The following is a 13543-nucleotide window of genomic DNA, read 5'->3' as shown; positions in this document are numbered from 1 at the left end:
AGGTAAAGCCGGAGGCCAGCTTCCGCAAATAGGAAAACAGGAGGAATGTAACCGTTGTATTCATCTATGCTTTCGTCAGCCAATACGATGGGACAGCTCCAGCATCAGCTGGATGGAATTTCTCATAATTTGGCGAACAGTGATCGTACTGGTTATAAAAGAAGAGAATCAACCTTTTCTGATCTCTTATTTCAACAAGTAAATAATCAACCGGTTCCGCAAAATGCAGCGGGACGGCTGACCCCTGAAGGGCTTCGGGTTGGAACAGGGGCAGCTATTGCTCAAACATCCCTGCAATTAGACCAAGGTTCGATTTTAGAAACAGACCGTGAGTTAGACTTTGCAATAACAGAAGAAGATTCATTTTTCCAAGTGGAGTCGATGGCAGATGCTGACGGAGACCCTGAAATCCAATATACAAGAGATGGATCTTTTTATTTATCAGAAAATCCGGACAACCCCGGAGGCTGGACACTCGTTAACAACCAGGGTGATTTCTTGGTGAACGGGGATGGAGAACGGATGGATGTTCCGGCGGGAGCTCGTGACTTTACCCTTCAAGAAGACGGAACGATTGAGGCTCTTTTAGAGGATGACGAAGTGGTTGAAATTGGACAAATTGAATTGGCCCGCATCACAAAGCCTCAGCTCCTAGAGGCTGCTGAAGGGAACAACTTCCGGTTTCCTGACCTTGATGAGCTTGATTTAGAGCAAGCAGATGTGGTAGAGTTTGTTCCGGGTGAAGAAAATCAACTCATTCAAGGATCTTTGGAACAATCGAATGTAGATATGGCTAAAGCCGTAACAGATATGATGAACGCTCAGCGTAATTATTCTTTTAATGCCCGTGCTATCTCACAAGGAGATCAAATGATGGGTCTAATTAACAGCGTTCGCGGTTAATGAATCATTTTGAAAAACGGAGATTAAGAATATGACCCAAAAAGAAGAATCACCAAAAGCACCTGCTGCTGAAGAAAAACATAAAGAAAAAGAAACCGATGCGCTATCTGAAACGAATGAAAAAGATAGAAAGAAGCGGTTTCGATTTAATAAGAAACGTTCGAAGGACCGTATAAGAATGGTACCGATATGGGCGAGGCTTCTTATTATTTTAGGGCTGTTTTTCATTAGTTTAATGGCTGGTTTAATCGTTGGCTATGCTCTCATAGGAGAGGGAAAGTCCATTCAAATATTGAATTGGGAAACGTGGCAGAGCTTATTTGATTTTATGAATGGTAAATAAAGGATGATGATCGCGGACTCCTGCTTGTTAGTTAGGAGTTCTTTTTTACACTTTTGGAAAAGGGTCAAGGTATAAGTTATATTACGGCTTCCGCGGACTTGACGGTAAGTCGAGTTTATCTACCTTTAATGAACTAAACCCTTTGTATACATAAAGGAGGACCATCACATGCTATCTATAGAAGAAATCAAAGACATTATCCCTCACCGTTATCCGTTTTTGCTCATTGACAAAGTAGCAGAACTAGATGAAGGGAAACGAGCCGTTGCTTTAAAAAATGTTTCGGCAAATGAAGAGTTTTTTAATGGTCATTTTCCAGATTACCCAGTCATGCCCGGTGTGCTTATCATCGAAGCACTGGCTCAAACAGGAGCTGTTGCTATCCTGAAAAAAGAAGAAAATCAAGGAAAGCTCGCTCTGTTTGCTGGTATTGAAAATTGCCGTTTTAAATCGCAAGTAAAACCTGGAGACCAGCTCACTCTTGAGGTAGAGATTTTAAAATTACGCGGAAGAATAGGAAAAGGAAAAGGCGTGGCTAAAGTGGGAGACACCGTAGCAGCGGAAACAGAACTCGTTTTTGCTCTTCAAGATCCTGAGAAATAATGGGAGGTCCAGGTAGTATGAAAGCAAGCATCATTGCAGCAGTATTACTAATTTTGGTCACAATTATTGGCTCATTTCTTGGGACAGCCGACCCAAAAGCAGCTGATATAATTGCTCCGATTGCAGGAAGCATCCTTTCCATTTTATTATTTTTTGGTTTTATGAAATGGGAAGACAAGTTGACCAATGGATTGTAAGAAAAATCTTCAAGCCAAAACAAAATGTAAAAGGACGCCCTCTGCCAACAATAGGGGCGTCCTTTTTTTAAGATATACCTTTTTCTAATATTACTCTTGCACTTCTTCGATATCCTCTACCTCATCGATTTCTTCCATTTCTTCAATCTCTTCAAAGTCTTCGATTCCTTCCATCTGCTCTTCCTGCCATTCCATCACTTCATCAAAGGTGATGATTTGATCTTCATTTTCAGGAAGACCATATTCGAAAGAAACATCTTCATTGAAATCATTCATGGAAAGTTCATAGTTAATACCAAAAGAAATCGTTTCTTCTTCATCAGTGTAACTTACTGCAATATTTCCAGTATCAAATACCACATAGTTATTTTCATTAATAGCTTGATAAATTTCAAAGTTTTCTAGGTTTAAATTATTGAGAAATTCATCGAAATCTGCATCTGCTTCTTCATTAAGCTTTTGTGCTTCTTGTGCAGACAGCCCAAGTGTAGAAGCCAGCTGCGGGTTAGCTAAAATCGTCTCTAGTTCCGGCCATACCGATTCTTCTAAAACAGTAGTCAAATCCTCAAGGTCTTCATTTGTTAATTCAAACGACAAGATATGTTCATAGGTAATATCTGCTGGCACAGATGCATGACTATCATGAAGCGCAAAGTATTCCGTACCGAAATGATCAAGCAGCACGTCATACACTTCCTGCATCATTTCTTGCTGCTGTTCCACATCATAAAGGGAACCTGCATCTTCCCCGATCATTTCTTCAAAATCATATTCAATATACTTATCCTGCCACTCTTCTGGGTACCCCATGAATGCAGCGTCTGTAATATATTCATAGCTTTTACCTTCTGACATGATAGAAGGCATAACCATTTTTTCATCAAAACCTGGAATCTCCTGTTCGATAACTGCTTCTGAAATCAGTGGATCTTTTTGATACGTACCACTAAGACCCATTGTCATTTCACTGGATTCGTCAATCAATTGCTGTTCTTCTTCAGAAATGTCTTCAGGAACCGGGAATTCCATCATGATATCCATTGATCCGTCAAACGTATATGTGTCAAGCGCTAACTGAGCGTCCATTGTATCTTGAAGGAGCTGAACAATTTCCTCATCCCGCTCTGGATCAGGGTTTTCAGAAGGAACATCAATACTATTTTTCATAAATGTAGAAAACTGAGCACGAGTTGTTGGCTGATTAGGGCGGAACGTTTGATCTTCTTCGTATCCGGTTGCGATATCGTTAGCAGAAAGAGCTGAGATATATTCATAAGCCCAGTGATCTTCATTCACATCAGCAAAATCTTCCTCTGCTTCTCCAGACAAATCATATGCTAACGTCAAAACTTTAGCCATTTGTCCGCGTGTTAATGGTTTATTTGGCATAAACTTACCGTCTTTACCTTCGATGATTCCAGCCTCGGCTACTGCAGCCGCTGCTTCATATGTAGAATCATCTGACCGCACATCTTTAAAACCAGGATCCTCTGAACTTTCTAAGTCCAAAGCACCCGCAATCATAATTGCTGCTTGGGAACGCTTCACAGGTTGGTTAGGACGGAAACTTCCATCAGGGTAACCAGTGATGATTTCCTCATCAGCTAAAAACTCAATGGAATCCTTCGCCCAAAAGTCTTCCTTTACATCCTTAAATGCATTCTCGGCCCCTGCCATACCTGGTAAAGCCAAAGAAGCAATCAAGGAAGCAGAAAGTGCAGCACTTGCAAACTTTTTCATATAATACCCTCCTAAAAGATATAATTCTATTATTTTGCCATATCTAGTATACACTGCCTTTTTACCTTCATCTAGAGAAAATGGCAAAACACTCTCTATGTGTTACGAAGAAATTTATTAAAAGGTTTCAAAGAAAAGAAGGTTTTTTGATAAAGGAAAAGATTAACACAAGAAGAGGAATGAAGGAAAAAGGCGCACTACTTAATAGCCTCGTTTCAATAAGAGGCACTTTGCAAAAAGCTGCTCATAAAACGAAAAGGGAAGCAAATTCCCACCAGCAAGTAAGAGGGATTCCGGTAGAGAAATGGTCAAAAATGTTAAGCCCTAACTATGGGCATAACCCTAAAGAGAAGAACATACTTTTTCTATCTCAAATGAAAAATAAAAAAATGTAAAACAGATTCAAAAAAAGACGCAATGTCTAGACCGAAACAATCCTGCTTTGCTAGGATAAGGCATATTTAATGTTATAATGTAAAAGCTGAAAAACTATAACGGAGGTAGACATCATGAACAAAAAATGGCTATTAGTTACTGCAGCCGCTTTTGCCGCAGCAGTATTAGCAGCTTGCGGCGATAGTGAAAAACCAGCAGAAAATACAGGAACAGAAACGATAGAAGAGCTTGAAATAGAAACAGAAGATCACAAATCAGATCAGTCTGCAGACGAAGATACAAATGTAGAAGAAAGCTCTGATAAAGAAAACGACGAGAATAAAGGCACCTCCGAAGAAGAACCAGTTGAAGATATCACAGAAGAATAATAAAAAATACATGAAAGCAAGCACCCATTGATCGGGTGCTTTTTTTTAATCTTAAGTTTGTGCATATAACTAGTAAAGACGCTCATAAAAGGAAAAAAATGAATCAAATCTCCCCGAAGTAAATGCATAACCTGAAATATATGGCTAAATCCAAGCCACAAGAGAGAGGGAGGCGCATAAAGGAAAGAGAAAGGATCAAACCAAAGAGGAAGTGGCTCATATTATTAGAAAGGAGCTCAAAACGACCGAATCTCGATCGAATCGAAGCAGGAAGAGAGAGGTAGACGCATAAAGGAAAGCGCAATGCCCATACTTGGAGGGACAGGCTCCGCTGCCCGTTCAGTATAAGGTTATAAAATTCTTTGAAAATTTCCCCTATAATGCAGGAATCACTCGAAAAATACAGAACTATGTTATTTGAAGAAAAAGGAGTGATAATTTGATAGAAAAACCTCGAAAAATCCCATTAAAACTGCAAACGTTAGAGGCAATTTTACGAAGGCTTCCTTCCAACCATCCAAAAAGAGAAGAAATAGAGACTGAACATACGAAAACTGCAGCGGGGTACCAAGGAGAAAAATCGTTGGATTATTATTTACATTTTCTCCCCGACAACGAGTATCTGATTTTAAATGACCTTCGCCTTCCTCACAAAAACCACTTTTTCCAAATCGATACTCTCCTTTTGTCCACTCGGTTCCATCTCATTATTGAAGTAAAAAACTTCTCCGGCACTTTATACTTTGATCCGACGTTTCAACAAATGATTCGAATATCCAACGAGACAGAAGAAGCCTTTCCTGATCCGATACTACAGGTAAAATTGCAGCGGCATCAACTATTTCACTGGCTGAACCAGAATAATTGCAAACCTATTCCGATCGAAACGTGCGTGGTAATAACCAGTCCTTATACTCACTTGAAAACGTCTGCCGAATCCGGCAATCAGTATCAACACGTGATTCATAGTGCCAATCTTCTTTTTACTTTTGAGTCTTTTGAAAAAAAGCATCCAAAAATCTCAAATATCTAAGCGGGAACTTCGTGATACTGCTGATATATTGATTAAACAGAACCAACCCTATACCTTTGATGCGCTGCAGCGTTACCAAATCTCCACCTCAGAAGTAATGACAGGAGTAATTTGTCCAGATTGTTACTGTTTACCTATGACAAAAACATTTGGAAAGTGGAAATGCTACTCGTGTTCTGCCTCTTCAAAAAATGCCCATCTATCAGCTCTTCGTGACTATTCCCTTCTTATAAATTCTACGATATCCAACCGTGAAGCCAGGCGTTTTCTTCATATAGGTTCAAGATCATCAGTATCCAAACTGTTTCACTCTATGAAATTACCGTATGAAGGATCTTATAAAGGAACAAGATATCATCTCTCATTAAATAAATAATAAAAAAAGACCTGGCTTGCTTTTATGGTGTAGTCAGGTTTTCATGTGTTCATCATTAAGTGTGACATTAATATGCGGGGCCAGACCCCAAGCAGAACAGTTCGGTAAAACGCAAAAAGTATATCTAGTAGCTCATAAAAGAAAAAAGTAGCACATACATCACAAAAATTAAGCACATATCGAGAAATTTCATATGCAATAATCTACCAACTAGAACAAATCTAGTAGATTCCGGCTTAATCTTCAAATAAAACCTTCTGCACAATAATCTAAAAAAATTGCAGAAAATTCGTTCATTATAGTGAGAAACATATAGCTAAATTTATGATTAAGCTATATAATGGAAAATGTAGAGAAATGTTCTGCACTAAAAGACCTAACCATAAGCAGATCGATGGCTGGAATTTTCAGCCGCCAGAATCTAGTAAACAATTTGGCTCGTACCCCTAGTGAGCCGCTATCAAAACCGGGGAGGGATAGGTTTGTTCGAAACGACCGCTACAATGAAGAAAGTCGTTATAACTTCCACCACAGTAACGGGTGCAATTTTGGCTGCTCCACTTGCAGCGGATGCAGCGCTTGGTGATGAGACGCTTAATCCTGGCACAAACAATGATGAAGTAAAAAAGCTTCAGGATTTGTTAAGAGACAAAGGTTATTTTACATATCACACTACAACGGGCTATTACGGTGACCGTACGAAAGAGGCAGTGAAGGCTTTTCAGAAAAAACATAATTTGACTGTTGATGGAATTGCAGGTCCACAAACGTTCGGGGTTCTATTAACGGAGCGCTCGAATCCGCCCGAAAAATTGGCATCTTCCACTTCTTCAGCTTCTAAACAATCGAGCAAGACAAAAATGTCGCTTGGCAGCTCTACTATTTTACGACTTGGCGATCAAAAGGAAGAGGTCAAAGAATTACAACGCCAACTACATTCATTAGGGTATTACAACGGCGAACACAACGGTTACTATGGACGTCAGCTGAAGGAATCTGTCAAAAAATTTCAAAGAGAAGAAAACTTGGCTGTTGATGGAATTGCTGGTCCGCAGACGTTCGCTGCCCTTAAGAGTGTTGATACGGTAAACCAGCCAACGTCTGACTCTAAAAGTGAAGTTTCCCAGGAAGAACCGGACAATAAACAAACCTATTCTAATACATTTAAAGTTCTTTCAAGCGGCGATAAAAATAGTGACGTCTCTCTACTACAGCGGCAGTTAAAAGATTTGGGATACTATAATAAAGATATTACGGGCATTTTTGGTCCTATGACGGAAGAGGCTGTCCGAAAATTCCAAAAAAACAACAACCTTCACGTCGATGGCATGGCCGGCCCAAAAACGCTAAACAAAATACAAAATAACCCAAAGAATGCTCAATCATTAAAAAGTGACACCGAAATAGAAGAAACAAATCAGAATAACGATCAAATTTCGTCTGAACTTCGTTATGAATCACGTGGACAGGAAGTAGAAGCTCTTCAAGCACAGCTCCAGCAGCTTGGTTTTTTAAAGATGGAGCCAACTGGTGTTTATGGAGAGGTAACAGAAAACGCAGTCAAAGACTTTCAGCAAGAACACGAGTTACAAAGTGATGGAGTGGCAGGACCTGCGACGTTGAACAAATTAAAAGAACTAACTTCTGTAGAGGAGAAGCCGGAAGAAGCGAAGCCTGTAGAGACCCCATCGAACGGAAAAGTAAACGTGACCAATCTTGTAGCAGATGCCGCTGAGCATATCGGTACGCCTTATGTGTGGGGAGGGAGTTCCTCATCTGGCTTTGATTGCAGTGGGTTCTTACAGTATGTTTTTAAAGAAAACGGAGTGGAGCTGCCGCGCACAGTAGCTGGTATATATGATGCGGGGACTTCCGTGGATACACCGCACGTTGGGGATATTGTATTTTTTGAAACGTATAAAGAGGGTCCGTCGCATGCTGGTATTTACATGGGAAATGATCAATTTATCCATTCAGGAAGCTCTACCGGCGTTACAGTTAGTAGCATGAACACAAGTTATTGGGATGAAAGATATCTAGGTGTAAAGCGTTACTTCTAAATGAAAGGCCTGACTCTGCAGAAACAGGGTTAGGTTTTATTTGTACGGTTAGGGTGTTGACCTCGGAAAACCAGTTTTTTTAATGGTGAATGAGGGGATATGTTTAAGCAGGAAGTAATAAGACAGCAGGAGGTATCTTATGCTAAGCGATGCATTAGAATTAGATGCACTTGAAGTGCATTTACTTCCCACGAAAATGACACAGTATAATTGGAACAAAATGTTTCAGAAAATGAAAAAGTACATCGAACATTTACAAGAGAACCAAATAGCAACATATCCAGAAAAGGCTGAAATTACACGCAGAATATGTGATGGCCATATTCATGTTCATATAAAACGATGTTTTACAACAGATGCTATTCTTTTATATTCTGACCTGCGTTCCTATGTAAATCAAACACATCCGCTAATTTTAATCGGTGTCACCAATGACTACGGCAAATTATCGACCCCTCTTATCATGGATCTTATAGTGATGATGCAGATCGATATGCCTGGAAAGGTATTTATTAAAGGGTATATTCACCCGCAGGATTGGTTGAAATCGATTGCGCGTTTACAGGGGAGAGGATATCTTTAACGTTGCATAAAAGCCAATCATAGAATGAAAAGAAAGTCCTATGATATAATGCAGAAAAAAGATATCAGGGGAGAACACCATGCTGTTGACTGAAGAGGAGAAAAAACATTTACTCAGAGTTCTTGAACGTGACCAGTTCAGTGTGTTTCGCTCAAAAAAAGAAAGAGAAAAATCCAAACAATTGCACGACAAAATAAAGCAAACCCTTCGAAATGAAGCAATTAATAAAGATCACAAATAACCACTTCAAGAAGTCTTGGAGTGGTTTCTTTATATTTTATGGGAATTTTTTAATATAAAATTTTTTGACGAAAATTTTCATTTCTTCACATTTTCTTTATAAATAATGGGTAAAGCTGTACTGTCCGCACCAATATTACCCAATATGTGAAGGAGGACGAGCAGTATGACTTACCAAGAATGTATTCAAGCTTGTCTAGAGTGTATGGAAGAGTGCAACATGTGTTATGACGCTTGCCTGAAGGAAGACAATGTGAAAATGATGGCGGATTGTATCCGGCTTGATCGAGAATGCGCAGATATTTGTGCTTTTGCGGCAAAAGCCATGCAAAGCAACAGCCCATTCGCTGGAAAAATTTGCGGATTGTGTGCGGAAATCTGCCAAGCATGCGGAGATGAATGTTCCAAGCATGAACATGACCATTGCCAGCGTTGCGCAGAAGTTTGTTACAAATGTGCAAAAGTATGCCGTGAAATGGCATCCTAAGACGAAAAAGTCCGGAAAGCAGAACTTCCGGACTTTTTACTATTAACATAACAATAAACATAACATATAAAATAATAATAAACATGTTTACGAACATGTTTTGATGGGGGGGATGCGTTCTGCGTGTTGGCGAGTATTACGTCATGTGGTAACCTGATACGTTAGCCGGTCAGCCATAAAAAGTGGTAGAAAGCGGAGTCCACAAGAATGGCGAGTATTTCGTTCAAGTAGGCGAGTATTTGGTATAAAACGGCGAGTAAATTGAACAGAACGGCGAGTATTTGCCGCATTTCGGCTAGTATTGGAAACAAATTGGAAAAATCGCCAGCTACACTACATAAAAAGCACCCGCCAATCTGCTTACACAACAAAACCCGGAACGGCAGCACCCTCCGTCCCGGGTATTTCTCATCTATTCTTCTATCAAATGCTCTCCTAAATGATACAAAATGCTCGCAAATTGTGCACGGGAGAGTTTTTCTCCTGGCCGGAAAGTGCCATCATCATAGCCGCTGACAATTCCTTGTGCAGCGAGATAGCCAATAGTACTTTGGCCGGTGGTGTTATCGTTAACATCCGAAAAACGCTCGTCTTCGCTCGTGCCGCTTAAATCAAACACGCTGCCTAAAATCGCAGCCATTTGCCCTCGGGTAATATCTTGGTTTGGGCGAAATGTACCGTCAGAAAAGCCGGAAATATACCTTTCTTCTGTCGCGTGTGCGATAAAGCCGGAGCCAAAATAATTGTCGTCCACATCTGAAAAACGGGTGTCAACGGGAGTGTCATCCCATTCTAAAAGTCGGCCAATCATGGCTAGGGACTGTCCGCGTCGAACGGGTTCCCCTGGACGAAACGAACCGTCACTTCCTGTAATGATGCCTCGTGCAGACAATTCTTCTATAGGCTCATGGGCCCAAAAGTCATCACTGACATCTTGAAAGGAAGGGGAGTTGTCAACTTTTTCCGGCCAAGAGAAGCCTGTATCATCTTCCTCTTGCTCTTCTACGTAGACTTCAACGGTTTCGCTTTTTTCAGATTCTGTTCCGTCTGGATCTACTGCAGTAACTTCATACGTGTATGTACCAGGCTCTAGGTCTAAATCTATAAACGTTGTGACATCAACCTGCTCGTAAGATTCACCGTTTCTATACACTTGATAATGAGATATATTTTCCTCCTCTGTATGATCCCAGGAGAGTATTACTTCTATTAAACCATCCTCATTATACGCTATGTTAGATTGCAAATCAGCAGGAGGAGATGTTTCTTCATTTTCCTCATCCGGTGTTTCAATTGGATCTTCTCCTATAGGGTTATCTTCAATATCTTCTTCTTCCGGTTCTTCTTTTGGTTCGTCCTCTGGCTCATCTGGGATTGATTTATCATCGTCTACAGATGCATCACTCAAATCCGGTATTTGGAGAAGACCATAACCGTAGCGGGGATCGCGCCCTGGTTCACCAAGATCCTGTGCTTCTTCTTGGAGGATGGTACGTAATGATTCGACTCCTTTTTCTGGATATGCTTCTTTTAATAACGCAAATGCGCCTGCAACAAATGGGGTAGCCATCGAGGTGCCGCTTAACGGTCCGTATGTAGAATCCGTATAGGTACTCACAATATCCACGCCCGGTGCCGCCAACTCAACGGCTTCTCCAGATGCAGAAAAAAAGGCCCGCTCATTGTTCTCATCCACTGCTCCAACAGCAATAACAGAGTCATACCGTGCCGGATATTCAACCCGGTTGCTTGAAGTAGATGCCTCCCCGCGATTACCAGAAGCAGCAGCGACAATAATGTCATTTTCATGAGCTTTGTCCACCATAGATTTCATCGCATTGGAATCGGTAAGTGTGCCAAAACTCATGTTAATAACACTCATTTTTTCTTCAATCGCCCACTCAATACCATCAAGCACCTGGGTGAGCGAACCATTTCCATCCTCATCAAGTACCTTTACTGCAAATAGATCAGCTTCAGGGGCAACCCCTAAAAGCCCAGACCCCGGTTGATTTGCTCCAATAATGCCGGCTGTATGGGTGCCGTGGCCATTATCGTCATCGTAGGAATCTGTGTAATCAACGGCTGAATACCCTCCATTTACGTCAAGAGAAGGGTGAGATGTGCTGATCCCTGTATCAATCACAGCTACATCAACATCTGCTCCTGTGATGTTTTCATCCCAAGCTTTTGGAGCATTTACTTGCTCGAGTCCCCAATTTTTTAATGAAAGTTCACTTGAAACGTTCACTTCTTCATCGCTTTCTACGTAAGAGATATCAGGGTGAGACGCGAGCGAAGCTGCTTCTTGTTCAGTCATCTCTACCTCGGCAGCTTCAATTCTCTCCCACGTCTGGCTGGTATCTCCACCGGCTGCTTTTATAACATCTAAATCAAGCACTTCATTAAATCCTACAACAAATGTATCATCCTGGTCAGAAACAGAATCGTTCGCCAATCCAGCTACAGGGTAGGAAAAAAGAAGAGCAGACGCTGCGCAAACACTTAGCGTTCTGCGAAACATTCATATTCCCCGCTTTCTTTGTTGAATTCGTTCTATGGTTAATAGTACAACAAACTGATCATAGATTGGTAGATTATTCTATGGATTTACGGTTACTTAGTTCAAAAGTTTCATATAAATATAAACACAAAGAAAGAAGAAAAATTTTCTTCTTTTTAGGTTTAAAATCTTCCAATAAAGGTAATACCAATACCATAAAGATAAACTTTCTCACTGCCCCCTCATTTTAAGTGCCTGCTTCTCTGAAGCTGGAAATGGATTTGGATAACGTATGATAGAAAGAATAAGCGTTAGCCCCATACTCCCATTCATGGCCGCCCCCACCATGTGAGTGCTTTATTCTTTCAATAAAAAAAGACCCACCGTAACGGCGAGTCTTAAATGGTTCGGTCTTATTGATCCAATGCATTTTCAAGAAATACAGAGAAGTGGGCGCGTGTTGTTTCTCGGCCTGGTTCAAATTCTCCGTTTTCATTACCTGATGTAATACCGCTCCCGGCAAGGGCACTGATATGTTTATGATAACGATGATCCGTACTCACATCGGAGAATTCTCCGTCATATTCCGTTCCTTCAAGATCAAATGCGCGGTAGAAAACAACAGCCATTTGCTGGCGAGTCATTGGATCCTCCGGCATGAATTCACCGCTCTCATTACCAGTAATTAATCCAGCATCGTCTACTGCTTTAATTGCTGCAGCGTGTGTGTGATCACTCGAAACGTCACTAAATCCGCTGTCTTTTCCGTTACGCGGAAGGTCTAAAGCTTTCATTAATAGAGTAGCAGCTTGTCCTCTTGTAATACTGTTAGACGGTTTGAAAGTACTATCGCTGTATCCGTTTATAATACCATCTTGTGATAGAGAGTTAATGCTATTGTACGCCCAGTAACCTTCTTTCACATCATGATATTGGCCGTCTGGAAGAGGTTCTAATGTTTCTGACTTTACTCCTTCTTCTTTTTCATCAATTACACGTTTTGCCCCTTTATAGCGGCTTCCCCAGTAATAAGGATCATCTACTTTAGAAATACTAATACCCTTCGAAGAAGAAGAATGAATAAAATCTCCGTTTCCTATGTAAATCCCATTATGGCTTATAGAAGAACCATTTTCTGAGAAGAAAACCAAATCGCCTTTTTGAAGGTCCGATTTTTTCACCGATTTTCCAACGTTATACTGTTGGGCTGCTGTTCTAGGTAAATCTTCTCCGACTTTGTCAAATACATATCCGGTAAAGCCGGAACAATCAAAACCGCTAGGAGTCGTTCCTCCATAATTATAAGGTGTTCCGAGATGTTTTCTTGCTTCTGCTTCAATCTGATCGCCTTTCGCATCAGCTGCCCCAGGCTGAAACGAGAATACAGACAGCAGCAGAACCAAACTCATCACTGCCATAAAACTTTTCTTGACCACAAAAGGCCACCCCTCTCGATGAAATTTTAAAAGGTCGAAATCTAGTTGCTGTGATGTATATTTCGTTACATAGATTTTGAATGGTGTCGAATATTGTCTATTTCTATCCTTTTTAAACACAATTCATAGTCTAGCATGTAAAAAGGGCCTATGAGTTTACATTTGTGTAACAAGATAAAGACAAAATGATACAAAACTCACCATTTCCCTGTGTAAATTCCAATATGAAGAAAATGTGATATGGTTAAAGGACCTTAGGAAACCCTTTTTAGAGA

13 protein-coding genes are annotated in these 13543 nt (G+C 40.6%); 10 read left to right on the top strand and 3 right to left on the bottom strand.

Annotation, left to right across the window (positions count from 1 at the left end):
- Positions 1–54: 54 nt before the first annotated feature.
- The 4 genes from FZF09_RS12585 to FZF09_RS12570 all read left to right on the top strand — a co-directional run bounded on the left by FZF09_RS12585 (position 55) and on the right by FZF09_RS12570 (position 2046).
- A complete protein-coding gene (locus FZF09_RS12585) occupies positions 55–903 on the top strand; it encodes a flagellar hook-basal body protein (RefSeq protein WP_158736963.1) in 849 nt (282 codons plus the stop codon).
- Positions 904–934: 31 nt separating this feature from the next.
- Positions 935–1246: a DNA-directed RNA polymerase subunit beta gene (locus FZF09_RS12580; protein WP_158736962.1), complete on the top strand. Its 312-nt coding sequence runs from the start codon at positions 935–937 to the stop codon at positions 1244–1246.
- Positions 1247–1414: 168 nt separating this feature from the next.
- Positions 1415–1849, top strand: coding sequence for a 3-hydroxyacyl-ACP dehydratase FabZ (gene fabZ, locus FZF09_RS12575; protein WP_158736961.1), 435 nt, complete (start codon positions 1415–1417; stop codon positions 1847–1849).
- A 17-nt stretch (positions 1850–1866) separates the two neighbouring features.
- Positions 1867–2046: a hypothetical protein gene (locus tag FZF09_RS12570; RefSeq protein ID WP_158736960.1), complete on the top strand. Its 180-nt coding sequence runs from the start codon at positions 1867–1869 to the stop codon at positions 2044–2046.
- A 90-nt stretch (positions 2047–2136) separates the two neighbouring features.
- On the opposite strand, the gene FZF09_RS12565 is transcribed toward FZF09_RS12570, so the two are convergent.
- Positions 2137–3786, bottom strand: a complete 1650-nt coding sequence (locus FZF09_RS12565) for an S-layer homology domain-containing protein (protein WP_158736959.1) — start codon at positions 3784–3786, stop codon at positions 2137–2139.
- Between the two features lie 509 nt (positions 3787–4295).
- Between FZF09_RS12565 and FZF09_RS12560 the strand changes: the two genes are divergently transcribed.
- The 6 genes from FZF09_RS12560 (at position 4296) to FZF09_RS12535 (ending at position 9329) form a co-directional block, all read left to right on the top strand.
- Positions 4296–4550 carry a hypothetical protein gene (locus FZF09_RS12560; protein WP_158736958.1) on the top strand — a complete coding sequence of 85 codons (255 nt, stop codon included), beginning with the start codon at positions 4296–4298 and terminating at the stop codon, positions 4548–4550.
- A gap of 439 nt (positions 4551–4989) precedes the next feature.
- Complete coding sequence (locus tag FZF09_RS12555; RefSeq protein ID WP_158736957.1) at positions 4990–5583, top strand: nuclease-related domain-containing protein; 594 nt, start codon at positions 4990–4992, stop codon at positions 5581–5583.
- Positions 5584–6441: 858 nt separating this feature from the next.
- Positions 6442–8019 (top strand): C40 family peptidase, encoded by a 1578-nt coding sequence (locus FZF09_RS12550; protein ID WP_233269488.1) that lies wholly within the window; start codon positions 6442–6444, stop codon positions 8017–8019.
- Between the two features lie 139 nt (positions 8020–8158).
- Positions 8159–8602: a hypothetical protein gene (locus tag FZF09_RS12545; protein ID WP_158736956.1), complete on the top strand. Its 444-nt coding sequence runs from the start codon at positions 8159–8161 to the stop codon at positions 8600–8602.
- A 79-nt stretch (positions 8603–8681) separates the two neighbouring features.
- Positions 8682–8843, top strand: a complete 162-nt coding sequence (locus FZF09_RS12540; protein WP_158736955.1) for a hypothetical protein — start codon at positions 8682–8684, stop codon at positions 8841–8843.
- Between the two features lie 165 nt (positions 8844–9008).
- A complete protein-coding gene (locus FZF09_RS12535) occupies positions 9009–9329 on the top strand; it encodes a four-helix bundle copper-binding protein (RefSeq protein ID WP_158736954.1) in 321 nt (106 codons plus the stop codon).
- Positions 9330–9741: 412 nt separating this feature from the next.
- On the opposite strand, the gene FZF09_RS12530 is transcribed toward FZF09_RS12535, so the two are convergent.
- Both FZF09_RS12530 and FZF09_RS12525 read right to left on the bottom strand, forming a co-directional pair.
- Positions 9742–11853, bottom strand: coding sequence for a S8 family serine peptidase (locus FZF09_RS12530; protein ID WP_158736953.1), 2112 nt, complete (start codon positions 11851–11853; stop codon positions 9742–9744).
- Positions 11854–12245: 392 nt separating this feature from the next.
- On the bottom strand, positions 12246–13268 hold the full coding sequence (locus FZF09_RS12525; RefSeq protein WP_158736952.1) for a C40 family peptidase: 1023 nt from the start codon (positions 13266–13268) through the stop codon (positions 12246–12248).
- Positions 13269–13543 lie beyond the last annotated feature (275 nt).

Origin of the sequence: Alteribacillus sp. YIM 98480 (assembly GCF_009765375.1) — a bacterium.
Lineage (GTDB): Bacteria > Bacillota > Bacilli > Bacillales > Marinococcaceae > Alteribacillus.
This window is presented reverse-complemented; position numbering and strand designations above follow the sequence as displayed.